We start from the raw sequence: 16,870 nt of genomic DNA, 5'->3' as shown, positions 1-16,870 counted from the left end.
TTTTAAAAATCCCCCTTAAAGTATAAGCATCGCATCACCGAAACTGAAAAAACGATACTTTTCTTCAACGGCTTCATTGTATGCTTCCAACACAAATTCTCTGCTTGCCAAAGCACTGACGAGCATAATCAATGTAGATTTTGGCAAATGGAAATTTGTAATTAATCCATCTATTGCTTGAAATTCATAACCCGGATAGATAAAGATACTGGTCCATCCTGAATCTTCCTGAAACTTTCCTTCGAACTTATTGGCTACCGTTTCAAGAGTTCGCGTACTCGTCGTACCGACCGTAATAATTCTTCCGCCTGATTCCTTTACTTTATTTAAAAGTTCTGACGTTCCTTTGGTGATCTGATAGAACTCAGCATGCATGTCGTGCTCAAGAACATTTTCAACACTTACAGGACGAAAGGTACCGAGACCAACATGCAATGTGATAAAAGTAACATGAACTCCTATTGCTTTGATCTCTTCAATCATGTCTGTCGTAAAATGCAGTCCTGCAGTAGGTGCAGCAGCCGAGCCTTGATGTACCGCATAAACCGTCTGATAACGGTCTTTTTCCTCTAATTGCTCTTTAATATAGGGAGGCAAAGGCATTTGTCCAAGTTCATCTAACAATTCATAAAAAATACCGGAATATAAAAATTTTAATGACCTTCCACCATGATCACTCTCACCCGTACATACAGCCTTTAGCCTGCCATCTCCAAAAGTGATTTCTGTCCCTAGCTTTATTCGTTTAGCGGGTTTTACTAGGGTTTCCCATGTATCTTGTCCTTCTTCCTTCAAAAGTAAGATTTCTACTTTTCCTCCAGTATCGCTTTTTTGTCCAAAAAGTCTGGCAGGAAGAACACGCGTGTCATTTAAAACAAGGCAATCGCCCTTTTTTAAGTAGCTTTTCAAATCATAAAAATGCTTATGAGATATTTTTTTATTTGTTTTATCCAATACCATAAGCCTAGATGATGCTCTGTTCTCAAGAGGGGTCTGAGCTATTAATTCTTCAGGTAAATGGAAGTCAAAATCATTTACGTTCATTCAATCAATTCCTGCTTTCTATTTAAATCGTCCGATAATCATAAAAATTAGGGATAACACAACACTTACAATAATCGAGGTCATTATGGGAAAGTAGATGGTTGTATTCCCTTTCTTCCATACCATATCACCGGGGAGCTTCCCGATGAACGTACCTACTAATCCTATAATAATTAGTACGATTCCTGCAATAATAAAAAGCCGATACATTATGGAGATGCCTCCAGTCCAAAATAATGATAGGCCTGATCAGTAACCATCCGTCCTCTAGGGGTACGCTGCAAAAAACCAATCTGCAAAAGATAGGGTTCATACACATCCTCAATTGTCATGGATTCCTCACCGATCGTAGCCGAAATGGTCTCAAGACCAACAGGACCACCTTTATAGGTATGAATGATCCCTAATAATAATTTATGGTCAATATGATCCAAACCTAAACGGTCTACTTGAAGAAGCTCTAATGCTTTTTGGCAACTCGGCAAGGAGATTCCATCTTTTCCTTCCACTTGAACAAAATCACGCACTCTTCTTAATAACCGGTTTGCAATTCTTGGCGTTCCTCTGGATCTTCTTGCTATCTCTTCAGCTGAGAGATCATCAACCTTGACACCAAACACGTCACCAGTTCTTCTTACGATTTCTGAGAGCTCGTCTGGCTTATAATATTCCAGCCTTGCCAATACGCCAAAGCGGTCTCTTAAAGGCGCTGATAATGAACCTGCCCTCGTTGTTGCGCCGATCAAGGTAAATGGTGGCAAATCCAGACGAACAGATCTTGCTACTTCTCCTTTACCAATTACAATGTCTAAACAGAAGTCTTCCATCGCAGAATACAAGATTTCTTCAATCGCACGTGAGAGTCTGTGCACTTCATCGATAAAAAGTACATCTCCTGGTTCTAACGAGGTAAGGATGGCAGCAAGATCTCCTGGACGTTCAATAGCTGGTCCGCTTGTTGTTCGCAAGTTTACTTCCATCTCGTTTGCAATGATAGAAGCCAAGGTTGTTTTCCCAAGACCTGGGGGACCGTAAAGCAACACATGATCTAATGGTTCGCTGCGCATTCTAGCAGCTTTTATAAACACGCGCAAATTCTCTTTAACTGAGGATTGGCCAATATACTCATCCAATGCTTCTGGCCTCAGACTTAACTCCATGTTTGCTTCATCTTGACGTTCTTCTGAAGAAACAATTCTTTCTTCCATGTATCCTCACGTCCTTACGAATTCATTAACTTTTTTAATGCCGTTTTTACATAGTCATTTGCGGTCATCTTTTCTTTCTTTAGCTCTGGTAAAACTTTTTGGATTTCTTTTCGGCCATATCCTAAAACAGCAAGTGCTTCGAGTGCCTCATCAAGCTCATCCCCAATTGCTTCAGTTTCAGCGAATAGTCCTTCAGTTATCTCCACGTCAGCAAAAATGGACAGCTTTCCTTTTAAGTCCAGAATCATTTGACGTGCTGTTTTCTTTCCTACACCTGGAAACTTTGTTAAAAACTTTTCATCTTCTTGCTCTATGGCATTAACGACCTGCTCTGGCTGACCAAAAGCAACAATTGCGAGAGCACCTTTAGGACCAATTCCCGAAACGTTCAATAATTTTAAGAATAAATCGCGTTCTTTTCGATTTCCAAAACCGTACAGGGCAAGAATGTCTTCACGGACATATTGATACGTATAAACTATTTTTTGTTCATTGACCTTATAAATAAAAGGATTTGGACATATCACTTTATAACCAATTCCATTATTGTTGATGACAACATATTCCGCTGTTATGTAATCCACATTTCCTAAAATATTTTCTATCAACGAGTTCTCTCCTTAACGCTTAAACCGAGCGTATGTTTCTATTAGTTATTGTACCATAGGCATTCGGTTAAATCCTTATAAAAAAGAGAATTTCAAGACTCAGTGTATGACAGAATTACACTTCTTCTTCTTAAACTAAAAAACAAAAAGAAACATATTCGGCAAATAAAAAAAGAGAACAGCGAACTGTTCTCTAGCGGTTATTTTCGAAAGGACGTTTTATCGCATTTCCAAGATCGCTGCCGGCATCAACTATGTCATTCATGATTCCACGCACATCAGTCTCTACTTCCGTGTAAGCACGGCCGTCACGCAAATCATTATCAACATTTTGAATTCGGTCAACCATTCTTTGATCTGAAACAACTTTTACTTCACGATCTGGTACCATCTTTGCTGTCGTTTCCCTGATTTTGTCCGTCAGTTCTTCTTTTTTCTTACCATCCGTATCGATTCCTACAATGACGTTGTTATCCTCAAGAATAACGTGAGCATCGTCTACTCCACGGATGTTGTTCACTTTTTCAGCTATTCGTTCAGCAAGTGCACCATCATAATCTTCGTGATAAGTGGAAGTGTGATCCTTTGTATCTCGATCAGCCATATCCGAAATAAAACCGATTCCCCTGTCAAGATCACCACGATTATCTTCCTCATTTGAATAATATCCAATCGGGCGAGTGTCGTTGTCATACTTGTCTTGAGATTCGTTTACTCCATTACAGCCAGCAAGACCTCCAGCGAGGATTACAAAGGAAAGGGACTTAACAATTGTTTTCAACGGAAAAACCTCCTTTCACCTATAGGTTGGCAAGAGGAGGCTTGAAATAATCTGTTAAATGTAGGATAAGCTTATTCGATATTTTTAATAATCCGATCTATAAATTTTTTCCGGTGTGAAAAATCACGCAGCGTGAATTTTGTAACTTCATCGATCATTTCCTGATCTCCAAGTTTTAAGGCACGATTCCACTCTCGATATAAATCTGTTGGAAACACTAAACAAATGACAAACCACTTTTTACTGAACCATTTAATAAAATCTTTATTACCCATTTCTTCCATTTTGGTATATGACCAAAACCAAAACGGTAAAATACGGTTAGCGTATTGAAGCCAATCATAAGCTTGAGGAACGGCGGCAAATAAATCAAAATCAATCAGATAAGCTTCCTTTGATTTGTCTTTATTTATTACAAAATTATGAGGAGCAACATCACCATGAGTGATTTCTCTCCTTTTATAAGCTTTCCGTTCTAAGGATTCAATTGCTTTATGATCAAAATGCGTAAGCGTCCACTTTCCCCACATGAGTATATCGGAGACTAATGGCTTCATCTGAGCACTCCATTTAGCCGATTTTGCATGATGTTTAAATGTTTCGTAACGGTCGCTCCATTTTTTATACAGGGAATAGGATGAAAGATCATGATAAATATCTGTTGGAATGTTTTTGGAAAATGAATGAAACCGGCTAATCGCATCCATTCCCGCAGATACATCCCTAGGATTACCAAAATGCAAGCCATCTCCTTTATAAAATGGCATGATTGCCCAATGAAATTTTCCAAACTGGACGAGACGTTTATTATTTGGAAATGCAGTATACGTTCCCATAATTCTAGGCTTTTGACTCTTATATAGTTTGGAGAGATTTAATTGTTTATGGCATGTTTCTTGCCGTCGAAACCCTTTTAACACGTACTTTCCCTGATGGGTTTTAATCCAAATAACATTTTCCCGAAAGAATCCAAAATCCACTACATTCAGGCCAACATCTTCCATCTTTTTTAAAAAAAGACGATCTCCTTGGAAACCGTCTCTATTATTCTTATTCATTTTCTTCCGTTTCCTCCGCACTTTCTTGCTCGCTTTCACGGGCCTGCGCTTGAGAATATGGATTCGGCATTCCTTGACCTTGTGGCATCATCCCCATCTGCTGAGGCATCCCTCCGCTTTGTGGCATACCCATCTGGCCCATCTGTGGCATCCCTCCACCTTGTGGCATCATACCCATCTGACCCATCTGTGGCATTCCTCCGCCTTGTGGCATCATACCCATCTGACCCATCTGTGGCATTCCTCCGCCTTGTGGCATCATACCCATCTGACCCATCTGGGGCATTCCTCCGCCTTGTGGCATCATACCCATTTGACCCATCTGTGGCATTCCACCTTGTGGCATCATACCCATCTGACCCATCTGTGGCATTCCACCTTGTGGCATCATACCCATCTGACCCATCTGGGGCATTCCTCCACCTTGTGGCATCATACCCATCTGACCCATCTGTGGCATTCCACCTTGTGGCATCATACCCATCTGACCCATCTGTGGCATTCCACCTTGTGGCATCATACCCATCTGACCCATCTGTGGCATTCCACCTGTTTGTGGCATACCCATCTGACCCATCTGTTGCATTCCACCAGTTTGAGGCATGCCCATCTGAGACATACTTTGATCATACTGTTGTCCTCCAGGAGTATATTCTCCTGCAGGCATCAAATCCATTGCAGAGTCAGGATATTCACCAAAAGGCATTCCACCTTGCTGTGCTCCTGCAACACCTTGTTGCACAGCTTGCGGGTATCCTCCACCATATAATTGTGGCATTCCACTAAAGCCTTGCGGCGGCATCATACCGTATCCTTGAGGCATTTGTGAGTATGTCTGCGGCTTTGGAAACATAGGTGGCATAGAACCGTACATATTTTGCATCATTCCTGATGACTCTTCTTGCAAAAATGGATGTTTGTTTGCCGGATACCCATCTTTACCCATCGGATATAGACCATGCTTTCCTGCCGCGTTCGGCTCATTTGCCATATTTGGCTGGTTGGCCATATTTGGCTGGTTGGCCATATTTGGCTGGTTGGCTATATTCGGCATGTTTGCCATATTTGGCATGTTGGGCTGATGAGTTTGGTTCGGATACCCCATTGGAATGTGTCCAAGATTTGAGGATTCCATCATTCCAGCAAAATCTTTATCATGAATAGGTGCCATAGGCTCTTTCATTGGGGCTTTCATTGGAGCCTGATACGTATCTTTCTTCATTGGAACATCTTTCTTATCCATTTTTGGTGGTGATGGTTTCATCGGTGCTGGTTTCATTGGTGCTGGTTTCATCGGCGCGGGCTTCATCGGTGCCTGCTTTTTTGGAGCAGGTTTCATCGGTGCAGGCTTCATTGGTGCCGGCTTTACTGGCGCTGGTTTTGGCGCAGGTTTGGGTGCTGGTTTTGGTATTTCCTGCACAGGCGCAACCGGCTTCGGCTGCTCCTTCTTAATAGGTGCTTCTTTTTTTATACCAGGCATCTTAATCGGAATTTTTATTTTTTCCCCCCGCTCAATTACATCGGTTCTTGAAAAATCAGGATTTGCTTTTCTCAACTCGGATACAGGCACGTCATATTTTTCAGCTATTTTGTCAAGTGTGTCCCCTTTTTGCACAATGTGAATTCTCACGCTGCAAAACTCCCTCCTGCCAAATTTCCTTACAGTATATGAACATTTGGGCATATTGCTACATCTTATCGAAGTGTCATTATTCCTTTATCAATTTATGCCTTCATAAAGAGGGATATGACAGGGGGCAAGAATATCCTACATCATGCGATTTAAAGCTAGGATCGCGTAATTTTTCGTTTCTTCATCAACTTTTATGATGTTTTGAGGCTTATTTTCGACGATTTTCTCAAGTGACCACAACAAATGTGGAAGGTCAATACGATTCATCGTTAAACATGGGCAAAGATTTGGATTAAGTGAGACAATCTCCTTATCAGGAAACATGTTCGATAATCGATTTACAAGGTTCATTTCTGTACCTACCGCCCACTTTGATCCAGATTTAGCTTTTTTTATCGTTTCAATAATAAAATGAGTTGATCCATTTACATCACTTGCTTGCACCACCTCGAGCGTACATTCTGGATGAACGATGATATTATACTCCGGTTGATTTTTTCTGAAGTCGTTTATTTGTTCTACCGTAAATTTTTCGTGAACAGAACAATGCCCTTTCCACAAAATCACTTTTAGTTGTTCCATATCTGAGCTGTCATACATTAATTTATTTTGAATCGGATCCCATACTGCCATTTTATCGAGTTGGATTCCTAAGTCATAGGCTGTGTTTCTTCCTAGATGCTGGTCTGGCAAGAATAGCAGTCTCTTCTTTTGTTGAAGAGCCCACTTTACCATATCCTTTGCGTTTGAAGATGTTACCGTTGCACCACCATGTTTTCCGCAAAAAGCTTTTATTCCAGCCGTAGAATTTACATATGTTATAGGAATTATCGTATCTCCGAAAACTTGTGTTAGTTCGTTCCACGCTCTTTCAGTTTGATGGATATCCGCCATATCCGCCATTGAGCACCCTGCTCTTAAGTCAGGAAGAATAACCTTTTGATGAGCTTTGCTCAACATATCAGCAGTTTCTGCCATAAAGTGAACGCCACAAAATACAATATAATCTGCTTGTTTATTTTCTGCAGAGATTTTGGCTAACTGAAGAGAATCGCCAGTTACATCAGCAAATTGCACCACTTCATCTTTTTGATAATGATGGGCAGGTAAAAATAGTTTGTCTTTTAATTGATGTTTAATCTCCCAAATTCTCTCTTCCATTTCTTTGGCAGTCATAAAAGAATAGTTATCAGGAACGGATGTATTTTTAATAAAGGTTTCTAGAATGGTCATGCTTTATCGCTCCTTCCATATTAAGACTAATATCAACCGCATTATAGGAGTGTGTTAAAAATCCTAATGATAAGTATTGAACTCCTGTTCGGCTGTACTCATCAATCGATTCCAAAGTGATTCCACCGGACGCTTCAGTTATGATTGCTGGAGGTACGTGTTTCAAACGCTGCTGAATTTCAAATGGTGTGCAATTATCAAACATGATAATGTCTGCTCCTGCATCAACAGCTTGAAGCACTTGTTTTTCTGTTTCAGTTTCTACTTCTACTTTTACGGTATGACCAAATTTTTCTCTGACTGTTTGAACGGCTTCTATTATCGAAGGAAACCCTGCAAGGTGATTTTCTTTTAACATTACGGTGTCATATAGGCCGAATCGGTGGTTAAACCCGCCGCCGCACCGTACCGCATATTTTTCTAACATTCTTAGCCCCGGAGTCGTTTTTCTTGTATCACAGATCCGTGCCCGGTTAGAAGCCAGTGAAACTGCGTGTGCCGTAATGGTAGCTATTCCAGACAGTCGCTGTATCATATTTAACAACACTCGTTCTCCAGAGAGAATTCCTGAGGGCTTTCCTTTAATTTCAGCCAAAATCGTCCCTTGTTCGATATGACTCCCATCTTTAACAAGTACTTTTGTTTCAATCGTTGGATCAATCAGCTCGTAAATCATCGGAAGTACTTGTTGGCCTGCAAAAACACCTTTTTCTTTTGCAGAAATAATGGCAGAAGTTATAGCATCATCGTCAAAAAGAGACGCAGATAAGTCACCTGTACCGATATCTTCAATTAAAAATTCCTGCAGCTGCTTTTTTAGCAATAATGGATTTATCATTTCGTATGCTCCTTACTATCTTTTTTTGTTGCCAGCTTGGATGTGACGATGGAAAATCTGTCCGATAGTGACTTCCCCTGCTCTCTTCACGCTTTAGACAACTCGTAACAGTTAACCATCCCATCGTCTGCATATTTAAGCGTTTAATAAGATCCAACGGCCATGTCAACAAGTACGGCCTAAAGTCATCCATTTGCAGAAGATTTTTTGCTTTGATTAAAGGTTCTCGATGCCTGCAAATTCCTGCACATTCATCCATAAGAGATTGAATGACTTTCTCGGCGAGTACTTCTTGTTCTGCCTTATTTGAACTTAAGAAGCTATCCATTTTAAACGTTGGTGAGGTTTGAAGGTGATTCCGCTCACTTTGAATGATATGAGATGCAGCTTGCTTTGCAAACACAACCCCTTCAAGCAATGAATTGCTCGCGAGCCTATTAGCACCGTGTACTCCTGTATTCGCACATTCACCAATCGCGTACAAACCTTTCATCGATGTTCTTCCATCAAGATCAGTCTTTATACCTCCCATCGTAAAATGTGCGCCAGGTGCAACAGGAATTAACCCATTCTCTAAAGACACTCCTGCACTTTCACATAGTAAAGTTACACCTGGAAATTTTCTTGAAAATTGTAGAATCGTCCGAATATCTAAATAAACGTTTTCTCTGTGGCTATGTATCTCTTCAAATAAACGTCTAGAAACAATATCTCTCGGTGCCAAATCTTTTTGCGGATGAACGCCATCCATGATTGGAATTCCTTTTGAATTTACAAGGATTCCTCCTTGTCCTCTTATTGCTTCTGTAATTAATCCGTTTCCATAATCATTTTTAAGCAAGGTCGGATGAAACTGCACGAACTCCAGATCAGCAAGCTCTACCCCTGCTCTATAGGCCATACTTATTGAACTTCCGTCAGAACCATAACAGTTTGATGATACCGAGTAGATCCCCGCATATCCTCCCCCAGCTAATATTGTATGAAAGGCTTTATACATAGTAAGGTTTCCGTTGTTATCTTTACAAAAAGCACCAAAACACGTGTTTTGATCAACTATTAAGTCTATGGCATATTCGCCCGAAACGATATTTGCTTTATCTTTAATGCGATTGGATAAGACTTTCATGATCGTTTTTCCAGTCTGATCTCCGCCAGCATGAACGATTCTATTCTTGTTGTGGCCGCCCTCTTTCCCAAGCTGGAAAGTGTTTCTTTCATTCTTATCTAATGGAACTCCCCATGCAGAAAGGATATTAATAACGTTTTGTCCCTCTTTTACAAGAAGTTCGGTCATTTGATAATCGTTATGAAAGTGCCCAGCATTCAGAGTATCGAAAAAGTGGTCTTGCCAAGAATCCTCTTTATCAATGGCAGCGGAGACTCCACCTTGAGCCAAATAAGAGTTCGAATGCTCTAAATCCGACTTTGTGATAACAATCACATTCTTATCCAAACTTAAGTAATCCGCAGCTGTTAGACCTGCTATGCCTCCGCCAATGATTAAAACATCTGTTTCAACAATTTCCATAAAATAAAACACCTCTATTTTACATGTGTCTTGACACCTATATTTACATAGATTTAAACTGGTTACAAGAATTTTATTAAAAAAGAGGCGGATACCTTGATATATCTGGATTATGCAGCAACAACACCTATGTCCGAAAAAGCTGCGGAAGCTTTTTTACATACTTCCAAGGTTTATTTTCATAATACGGAGAGTTTGCATGATGACGGACAACGTGCAAAAGAACTACTAGAACATGCTAGAACATCATTTGCAAATAGATTAAAAAAGGATGCAGGCGGGATTTATTTTACTGGAGGAGGGTCTGATGGGAATTTTTTAGCTATTACTTCCCTCGCTTTTGGTTCGATGCATAAAGGAAAACATATCATTACTTCCAATGTTGAGCATCCATCCGTTGATCAAACATTACATTTTCTAGAAAAAAATGGATACACAGTCACGAGGATTCCAATAGATCAAGACTCGGGTAAAATCACGTTAGAAGAAGTTAAAAAGCATATTCAAAGCGACACGATTCTTGCTACGATTCAGCATATAAACAGTGAGACGGGTATTGTGCAGGATATTGGTAAACTCGGCAGCTTCTTTTCTGAAAAACAAATATTATTTCATAGCGATTGTGTTCAGTCATTTACAAAATTCGATTTAAACATATTTAATTCGTTCCCATTGGATGCTTTCACAGTCTCAGCTCACAAGATTTATGGACCAAAGGGAACAGGTGCCGTATACATATCGCCTAAGGTCCCCATTTCGCCATTACTCTCTCATGTCACTCATGAACGTGGGTTTAAGCCTGGAACCATCGATCTGCCTTCCATCATTGCGTTTGTAACCGCATGTGATGAAGCTTTGAATGATCAGTCATCACATTACAATCACGTGGTTGAAATGCGAAAACTATTCATTTCGCTTATACTAAACAAGAAAGACATTATTTTTGAAAACATCCCTAATGGATCACCTTATATCCTTCCGATTAGATTGAAGGGATTAGAAGGCCAGTTTGTTATGCAGGAGCTAAACCGCAGACAACTAGCTGTTTCCACTGGATCGGCTTGTAAGATCGGTCAGCAATCTCCTTCAAAAACCTTGCTAGCTTTAGGAAAAACAGAAAGTGAGGCATATGGCTTAGTTCGTATCTCACTGAGCCATCTAACAAAATTAGAAGAAATACACATGTTAGGTGAGGCATTAGAAAGCATTTCGAACAAATTTTTATCAGTCAGAGAGGAATCATTAAAATGAGCAATGGAGATAAATTAAAAGGTGATGATAGAAGATCACAGCTGATACACTGGTTAAAAGAGGCCTCAGAGCCGCTTAGCGGTTCATTGCTTGCTATGAAAACGAATGTCAGCAGACAGGTTATCGTACAAGATATGTCACTCTTAAAAGCAAGCGGAGAGCCGATTATGGCAACCGCTCAAGGATATATATATATGAAACCGGAAAAAAGCCACTCTTTTTCTTGTGTAATAGCATCTAATCATTCACCTGAAGCGACCATCGAAGAATTAAACACGATCGTAGATCATGGGGTAACCGTAGAAGATGTAACTGTTGAACATCCGGTTTATGGAGACATAACCGCATCCCTTAAGCTATCTAACCGTAAAGATGTAGAAGAGTTTATGAATCGATTAAGAGATACAAACGCCAGTCTGTTAAGCGAGCTTACAGAGGGTGTCCACATGCATACTTTATCTGCAGATTCAAAAGAAAAAATGGATAATGCTTGTCTTGCATTGAGAGAAAAAGGGTTATTATTATAACTAAAAACCAGCAAAATTTCGTTGCTGGTTTTTCCTTTTTATGCGCCTGTTCCTACTACTTCAACTCTTTCAACGGTTTCCATTCTATTCAGAGTGGCTAACAGCTCTTTTACATCTCCCTGAAGCATGTTGGTTTCAATCGTAAGCGTAATATGTGCACGTCCTTGAAGAGGAATCGTTTGATTAATGGTCAGAACATTACATCCTTGAGAAGCGACAACGGTTAAAAGACTTGAAAGAGCACCAGATCTGTCTTCAAGATGAATGGACAACGTGATAATTTTTTCTTTAACCATTGTATGAAAAGGAAAGATGCCGTCACGGTATTTATAAAAAGCACTTCGACTTAACCCTACTTTTTCAGCTGCCTCTGCTACTGTTTTTACTTTTCCGCGATCTAATAATGATTTTGCTTCCAAAGCTTTTTGCATAGACTCAGATAAAACATCTTCTCTTACCATGTAATATTGTTTATCATTTTTCATTTCCATTTCCTCCGAGTAAATTCTACACTCATTATAATAAAGGCTGATGAAAATGTCTATTCCACATGGACATCTGCATAAAAAAGACAGCCTTTAACAGGCTGTCCATTTAATCAATAAATTCAAATTCATATTTTAATATCCTTACAATGTCTCCGTGCTCTGCACCGCGTTCTCGTAACGCTTCATCCACACCGAGTGAACGCATTTGTCTTGCAAAGCGTTTAATGGCTTCGTCTCTTGAGAAATCTGTCATTTTAAACATCTTCTCAATTTTCGGACCGTTAATAACAAATGTTCCAGAAGAGTCACGAGTAATATAAAAGCCAGCTTCTTCTTTTTCATGTTTGTAAAGAACTCTCTGCTGCTCTACTCCATCGTCATGAATAAGCGGGAATTCTGGAGTAACTTCAAGGATATCAGCTGTAGTAAACAATACTTCACGAATCCCTTGACGCGTTATAGCAGAGACCGGATATACTTGAACTTCTTCTCCGACCTTCTCCTTAAACATTTCAAGATTTTCTTGTGCACCTGGAATGTCCATCTTATTTGCGATGACAATTTGAGGACGTTCCATTAATCGCATATTGTATTGATTCAGCTCATCGTTGATTTTAACAAAATCATCATACGGGTCACGGCCTTCCATACCGGACATATCGATAACATGGAGAATAACTCGTGTTCTTTCAATATGTCTTAAGAATTGATGACCGAGTCCGACGCCTTCATGCGCACCCTCAATTAATCCTGGTAAGTCAGCCATTACAAAACTTCTGCCATCTTCTACAGCTACAACCCCTAAGTTAGGTGTGATCGTTGTAAAATGATATGCGGCAATTTTAGGCTTAGCTGCCGATACGATCGATAAGAAAGTGGATTTTCCAACGCTCGGAAATCCGACTAACCCCACGTCGGCTAAAACTTTTAATTCCAATGTTACTTCTCGTTCTTCACCAGGTTCCCCGTTTTCTGCAATTTCAGGAGCAGGATTTGATGGCGTCGCAAAACGAGTGTTACCACGTCCGCCACGGCCTCCCTTTGCAATAACCGCTTGCTGTTCGTGATGAACAAGATCAGCAATGGTTTCTCCTGTATTAGCATCTGTAATCACGGTACCTGGAGGAACTTTTACAATCATGTCATTGGCTTTTTTTCCATGCATGCCTTTTGACATACCATGTTCGCCTCTTTGTGCTTTAAAGTGACGATTGAAACGAAAATCCATAAGCGTACGAAGCCCTTCTTCTACTTCAAAGATAATATTCGCACCTTTTCCTCCATCACCGCCAGCAGGTCCACCATCTGGGACATATTTCTCTCGGCGAAAGGCTACCATTCCATTTCCGCCGTCCCCAGCTTTTACATAAATTTTGACTTGATCGACAAACATTTATTCTCCTCCTTTCCTTAGGAAGTTAACTGAATTTCAAAATAACACTTATTGTCCTGAATATAGCTTTCGATGAGTATCATGCTTTTATGTGTTGAAATCATTTTCTTTACATTTTCTAGTGTCTGCTCTTGATTCGAAAGAACTCCTACAAATGTAAAGCTAACATGAAGGTCTTCAGGTTTAAAAGTAACAGTAAGTGAGCTTTCTTCATATCCGGAAATCGAATTGTTGAACACATCGCATAACTCATCAATTGTATGTAACAATTCTTCTTCATATAAACTAAAATCTCCACTCTCGCCCTTTACTTTCGCAAACAATTTGACCGGGTGCTTCAACCAATTATAAGTTAGTAAGTACTCTGATAAATTCGGGGTTTTTAGGTTAGAGATCCTCGATTCTTCCCGGGATAATTCAATTACTTCGTTCATTATCTCTTTTGCCCGCTCCGTGCGGTCAAGTGAGAGGTTTGCTTTAATAAGCTGAAGCTGGTTTAGCCAGTCATGCCTGGCATGGCGTAAAAGATCGACAGTTGTCCATTTTTTTGACATCATCGCACTCCCAGCCTTTCCTTTTAATATGGCTACACCTTACACCAACAAATTTAGCGCAGTACTCAAACTCATTAACTGCAGTACAAAGAAAAAACCCTAACCAATCTGGTTAGAGTTTTTATCTCCCTCTTACGCTTCTTGCGCGATTGGGTAAACACTTACCTTTTTGCGGTCACGGCCATAACGCTCGAAACGAACGATTCCGTCTACCTTAGCAAATAGTGTGTCATCTCCGCCTTTACCAACGTTCGTACCAGGGTAAATCTTAGTACCACGCTGACGGTAAAGAATTGAACCACCAGAAACAAATTGTCCGTCTGCACGCTTTGCGCCAAGACGCTTAGACTGTGAGTCACGACCATTCTTTGTGCTACCTACACCTTTTTTAGAGGCAAAGTATTGAAGGTTTAATTTAAGCATTCGTTGCACCTCCTTCATGTTCAGTCAATTTTATATACTCGCTGTATCCTTCTTCAATCGAAGCAAGGGATACAATCATGCCTTCCAAAAGCCATTGCGTTTTTTGATAGGTAGAATCATCAAGATTATTCGGTACTTTGCACACTAGAAAACCGCCATCTTCATGAGTGGTCACTTCCGGCTCATAGCCGCAAAGCTTTTCAATAGCATTGATCGTACCGAACGACACAGCTGTTGCTGCTGCACAAACCAAATCTTGGCCATGTGGAGCAAAATCAGCATGTCCTTCCATCGTAAACGAAAGTATGTTTTGATCACTGTTTCTGAAAATAGAAACTGAAATCATGAGAATTACCCGTTAATCTTGTCAATCACAACTTTTGTGTATGGTTGACGGTGTCCTTGCTTACGACGATAGTTCTTCTTCGCCTTAAACTTATAAACAACCACTTTTTCGCCACGGCCGTGTTTTTCAACTTTTGCCGTAACTGTAGCGCCTTCAACTAAAGGAGCTCCTACTTTCAAGCTGTCTCCACCGACCATCAAAACATCTTCAAATGTTACTGTTTCACCAGCTTCGATATCTAGTTTCTCAACATAGATTACTTGTCCTTCTTCAACTCGAACTTGTTTACCACCAGTTTGAATAATTGCGTACATCAACGTGCACCTCCTCTTATACTCAGACTCGCCATCCTAGGTGTATTGTAAAATACTTAAAAACCTAGTCTGTGCGGTTGGAGCGGGTGCTCCAAACACTAACGAAAAAAGGATACCATGTTTTGGACCCCTGTGTCAATCTGATTCTTTTAACATTCGCTCTGTTATTTTTGTTTTTGTACCTGTCTGACGTACGATGATATTGCGATTTATCGAACCAGCAGTGACAAATAAGGTGATACCATATTGATTTTCAATAGAAGAATGCTGTTGTGGATTTTTTTGAAGCCAGTCCACAAAATAATCAGGTCCTTCTATCCATAGCGCCTCATCATCATGAAATGAATATTCATGGGCGATCCGTTCAAGCTCATAAAAATAAGATTCTGAGCGTAATATATGCCCATCCATTATCTCTGCTCTAGGTTTAACGGCAAGAGTCTCTAAAAGGGAAGGTCGGTCTTTTTTTCGTGTCATCTCGAATAATCCCATTTTTGTAAATCCATGCAATATCATTGTGGAGGAGTCTTTTTTGATTTCCTCCTGCATGGCTAACGTTATTTTTTGTTTGTCTTCTTTCGATTCCATAGTAATAAAGTCAATGACAATCATACCTGCCAAATTGCGCAGCCTGAGCTGTCTCATGATCTCTTTAGCGGCGAGCAAATTCGTCTCAACAACAGTTTTTGCACGATCTTTTTTTCCTGTGAACTTACCTGTGTTCACATCAACAACCGTTAACGCTTCTGTTGCATTCCAATATAGAGAAGAACCATTTTTCAACCAGACATGCGGGGATAATGATTTTTGAATTTCTACATCTATTCCATACTTTTTGAAAATAGGTTCTTTCTCATGATATAGCTTTACTTTGTATGCTTTGCGATAAGTAGAGATATAATCTTTAATTTGAAGATACGTTTCGTGATCGTCCACTATGACGTCTTCCACGTTTTGATTTAGCCATCTTTCTAAGTAAGTTTGGTAAAAAGGAGGCCTTATGATTAAAGCAGGAGCTTTTTTAGCCACATCATGTCTCTTCACTTCTGAGTACTGCTGTTTTAAACGCATTAATTCATGATTCATTTCTTTTTCAGGAAACTCTTCACAGCCTGTTCGAATAATCAACCCTTCTTGAGGCTCCAGTCGTTCAGAACCCCATCGTAATAAAGTCTCTCGATTCGATTCTTGAATTTTTTTTGATACCCCAATATGAGAGGTGAACGGAAAGTATACAAGAAGGTGGCCCGTAAATGACAAGAGCGCTGTTAATTTAGCCCCCTTATCACCACTTTCTTCTTTAGCGATCTGCACAAGAACAGATTCACCTTCCTTAATAAGGCTTGAAATCGTGGTCTTTTTCTTCTCTTCATCTGTCAGCACTTGAAAAGCAGGAAGATCATCTTTGTGCAAAAAACCGTTCTTATCTGTTCCAATATCTACGAATACTGCCTGCATACCTGGAAGGACCTTTTGCACTCTTCCTTTATATATACTGCCTGTTGAAGGCTTTTCGGTTGGTCGTTGGTAAGCACATTCCACTAGCTTACCATTATGAAGGAGCGCTGTCCGTTTTTCCATTCCTGCTGCATTAATAACCACTTGTTGCATTTTTGTCTTCACATCTCCCTGTTCATACA

Annotated in this window: 19 protein-coding genes and 1 other annotated feature; of the genes, 2 read left to right on the top strand and 17 right to left on the bottom strand. The window is 40.1% G+C overall.

The window, feature by feature from the left end; translation table 11 throughout:
* Nucleotides 1-15: 15 nt before the first annotated feature.
* The 10 genes from queA to nadB all read right to left on the bottom strand — a co-directional run bounded on the left by queA (nucleotide 16) and on the right by nadB (nucleotide 9,934).
* A complete protein-coding gene (gene queA / locus KUV80_RS01655) occupies nucleotides 16-1,044 on the bottom strand; it encodes a tRNA preQ1(34) S-adenosylmethionine ribosyltransferase-isomerase QueA (protein ID WP_222460950.1) in 1,029 nt (342 codons plus the stop codon).
* Between the two features lie 18 nt (nucleotides 1,045-1,062).
* Nucleotides 1,063-1,254 (bottom strand): DUF2905 domain-containing protein, encoded by a 192-nt coding sequence (locus KUV80_RS01650; protein ID WP_222460949.1) that lies wholly within the window; start codon nucleotides 1,252-1,254, stop codon nucleotides 1,063-1,065.
* Nucleotides 1,254-2,252, bottom strand: a complete 999-nt coding sequence (ruvB, locus tag KUV80_RS01645; protein WP_222460948.1) for a Holliday junction branch migration DNA helicase RuvB — start codon at nucleotides 2,250-2,252, stop codon at nucleotides 1,254-1,256. Before ruvB ends, KUV80_RS01650 begins: the two co-directional genes overlap by 1 nt.
* A 14-nt stretch (nucleotides 2,253-2,266) precedes the next feature.
* Nucleotides 2,267-2,860 (bottom strand): Holliday junction branch migration protein RuvA, encoded by a 594-nt coding sequence (gene ruvA, locus KUV80_RS01640; RefSeq protein ID WP_222460947.1) that lies wholly within the window; start codon nucleotides 2,858-2,860, stop codon nucleotides 2,267-2,269.
* Nucleotides 2,861-3,053: 193 nt separating this feature from the next.
* A complete protein-coding gene (locus tag KUV80_RS01635) occupies nucleotides 3,054-3,641 on the bottom strand; it encodes a YhcN/YlaJ family sporulation lipoprotein (protein WP_222460946.1) in 588 nt (195 codons plus the stop codon).
* Between the two features lie 71 nt (nucleotides 3,642-3,712).
* Nucleotides 3,713-4,699: a phosphotransferase gene (locus KUV80_RS01630; protein ID WP_222460945.1), complete on the bottom strand. Its 987-nt coding sequence runs from the start codon at nucleotides 4,697-4,699 to the stop codon at nucleotides 3,713-3,715.
* The gene (locus tag KUV80_RS01625; RefSeq protein WP_222460944.1) at nucleotides 4,692-6,329 is read right to left on the bottom strand and encodes a LysM peptidoglycan-binding domain-containing protein; all 1,638 of its coding nucleotides are present in this window, start codon (nucleotides 6,327-6,329) and stop codon (nucleotides 4,692-4,694) included. The genes KUV80_RS01630 and KUV80_RS01625 overlap by 8 nt, the downstream gene beginning before the upstream one ends.
* Before the next feature lie 138 nt (nucleotides 6,330-6,467).
* On the bottom strand, nucleotides 6,468-7,565 hold the full coding sequence (gene nadA, locus KUV80_RS01620) for a quinolinate synthase NadA (protein WP_222460943.1): 1,098 nt from the start codon (nucleotides 7,563-7,565) through the stop codon (nucleotides 6,468-6,470).
* A complete protein-coding gene (gene nadC / locus KUV80_RS01615; RefSeq protein WP_222462225.1) occupies nucleotides 7,540-8,400 on the bottom strand; it encodes a carboxylating nicotinate-nucleotide diphosphorylase in 861 nt (286 codons plus the stop codon). The genes nadA and nadC overlap by 26 nt, the downstream gene beginning before the upstream one ends.
* A complete protein-coding gene (gene nadB, locus KUV80_RS01610) occupies nucleotides 8,354-9,934 on the bottom strand; it encodes an L-aspartate oxidase (protein WP_222460942.1) in 1,581 nt (526 codons plus the stop codon). Before nadB ends, nadC begins: the two co-directional genes overlap by 47 nt.
* A 96-nt stretch (nucleotides 9,935-10,030) precedes the next feature.
* On the opposite strand from nadB, the gene KUV80_RS01605 reads away from it, so the two are divergent.
* Both KUV80_RS01605 and KUV80_RS01600 read left to right on the top strand, forming a co-directional pair.
* Nucleotides 10,031-11,185: an IscS subfamily cysteine desulfurase gene (locus KUV80_RS01605; RefSeq protein WP_222460941.1), complete on the top strand. Its 1,155-nt coding sequence runs from the start codon at nucleotides 10,031-10,033 to the stop codon at nucleotides 11,183-11,185.
* On the top strand, nucleotides 11,176-11,712 hold the full coding sequence (locus KUV80_RS01600) for a transcription repressor NadR (RefSeq protein ID WP_222462224.1): 537 nt from the start codon (nucleotides 11,176-11,178) through the stop codon (nucleotides 11,710-11,712). The genes KUV80_RS01605 and KUV80_RS01600 overlap by 10 nt, the downstream gene beginning before the upstream one ends.
* A gap of 38 nt (nucleotides 11,713-11,750) precedes the next feature.
* On the opposite strand, the gene KUV80_RS01595 is transcribed toward KUV80_RS01600, so the two are convergent.
* The 7 genes from KUV80_RS01595 to KUV80_RS01565 all read right to left on the bottom strand — a co-directional run bounded on the left by KUV80_RS01595 (nucleotide 11,751) and on the right by KUV80_RS01565 (nucleotide 16,841).
* The gene (locus KUV80_RS01595) at nucleotides 11,751-12,197 is read right to left on the bottom strand and encodes an ACT domain-containing protein (protein WP_222460940.1); all 447 of its coding nucleotides are present in this window, start codon (nucleotides 12,195-12,197) and stop codon (nucleotides 11,751-11,753) included.
* A gap of 109 nt (nucleotides 12,198-12,306) precedes the next feature.
* A complete protein-coding gene (obgE, locus tag KUV80_RS01590; RefSeq protein ID WP_222460939.1) occupies nucleotides 12,307-13,593 on the bottom strand; it encodes a GTPase ObgE in 1,287 nt (428 codons plus the stop codon).
* 17 nt (nucleotides 13,594-13,610) lie between these two features.
* Entirely contained in the window at nucleotides 13,611-14,147 is a 537-nt protein-coding gene (locus KUV80_RS01585) for a Spo0B domain-containing protein (RefSeq protein ID WP_222460938.1), read from the bottom strand.
* A 132-nt stretch (nucleotides 14,148-14,279) separates the two neighbouring features.
* A complete protein-coding gene (gene rpmA / locus KUV80_RS01580; RefSeq protein WP_066291343.1) occupies nucleotides 14,280-14,570 on the bottom strand; it encodes a 50S ribosomal protein L27 in 291 nt (96 codons plus the stop codon).
* On the bottom strand, nucleotides 14,563-14,916 hold the full coding sequence (locus KUV80_RS01575) for a ribosomal-processing cysteine protease Prp (protein ID WP_222460937.1): 354 nt from the start codon (nucleotides 14,914-14,916) through the stop codon (nucleotides 14,563-14,565). Before KUV80_RS01575 ends, rpmA begins: the two co-directional genes overlap by 8 nt.
* 5 nt (nucleotides 14,917-14,921) lie before the next feature.
* Nucleotides 14,922-15,230, bottom strand: a complete 309-nt coding sequence (gene rplU, locus KUV80_RS01570) for a 50S ribosomal protein L21 (RefSeq protein ID WP_222460936.1) — start codon at nucleotides 15,228-15,230, stop codon at nucleotides 14,922-14,924.
* A gap of 14 nt (nucleotides 15,231-15,244) precedes the next feature.
* Nucleotides 15,245-15,319, bottom strand: a sequence feature (ribosomal protein L21 leader region).
* A 46-nt stretch (nucleotides 15,320-15,365) separates the two neighbouring features.
* The gene (locus tag KUV80_RS01565; protein ID WP_222460935.1) at nucleotides 15,366-16,841 is read right to left on the bottom strand and encodes an Rne/Rng family ribonuclease; all 1,476 of its coding nucleotides are present in this window, start codon (nucleotides 16,839-16,841) and stop codon (nucleotides 15,366-15,368) included.
* Nucleotides 16,842-16,870 lie beyond the last annotated feature (29 nt).

Origin of the sequence: Fictibacillus nanhaiensis (genome assembly GCF_019801215.1) — a bacterium.
Classification (GTDB): Bacteria; Bacillota; Bacilli; order Bacillales; family Fictibacillaceae; genus Fictibacillus; species Fictibacillus nanhaiensis_C.
This window is presented reverse-complemented; position numbering and strand designations above follow the sequence as displayed.

What these genes read in the sequence shown, in the direction of transcription:
- ruvB (WP_222460948.1), bottom strand. Translation starts at nt 2,252, where the DNA reads ATGGAAGAAAGAATTGTTTCTTCAGAAGAACGTCAAGATGAAGCAAAC.
- rplU (WP_222460936.1), bottom strand. Translation starts at nt 15,230, where the DNA reads ATGTACGCAATTATTCAAACTGGTGGTAAACAAGTTCGAGTTGAAGAA.
- KUV80_RS01565 (WP_222460935.1), bottom strand. Translation starts at nt 16,841, where the DNA reads ATGCAACAAGTGGTTATTAATGCAGCAGGAATGGAAAAACGGACAGCG.
- nadB (WP_222460942.1), bottom strand. Translation starts at nt 9,934, where the DNA reads ATGGAAATTGTTGAAACAGATGTTTTAATCATTGGCGGAGGCATAGCA.
- rpmA (WP_066291343.1), bottom strand. Translation starts at nt 14,570, where the DNA reads ATGCTTAAATTAAACCTTCAATACTTTGCCTCTAAAAAAGGTGTAGGT.
- KUV80_RS01575 (WP_222460937.1), bottom strand. Translation starts at nt 14,916, where the DNA reads ATGATTTCAGTTTCTATTTTCAGAAACAGTGATCAAAACATACTTTCG.
- obgE (WP_222460939.1), bottom strand. Translation starts at nt 13,593, where the DNA reads ATGTTTGTCGATCAAGTCAAAATTTATGTAAAAGCTGGGGACGGCGGA.
- nadA (WP_222460943.1), bottom strand. Translation starts at nt 7,565, where the DNA reads ATGACCATTCTAGAAACCTTTATTAAAAATACATCCGTTCCTGATAAC.
- KUV80_RS01585 (WP_222460938.1), bottom strand. Translation starts at nt 14,147, where the DNA reads ATGTCAAAAAAATGGACAACTGTCGATCTTTTACGCCATGCCAGGCAT.
- queA (WP_222460950.1), bottom strand. Translation starts at nt 1,044, where the DNA reads ATGAACGTAAATGATTTTGACTTCCATTTACCTGAAGAATTAATAGCT.
- KUV80_RS01595 (WP_222460940.1), bottom strand. Translation starts at nt 12,197, where the DNA reads ATGAAAAATGATAAACAATATTACATGGTAAGAGAAGATGTTTTATCT.
- KUV80_RS01630 (WP_222460945.1), bottom strand. Translation starts at nt 4,699, where the DNA reads ATGAATAAGAATAATAGAGACGGTTTCCAAGGAGATCGTCTTTTTTTA.
- KUV80_RS01650 (WP_222460949.1), bottom strand. Translation starts at nt 1,254, where the DNA reads ATGTATCGGCTTTTTATTATTGCAGGAATCGTACTAATTATTATAGGA.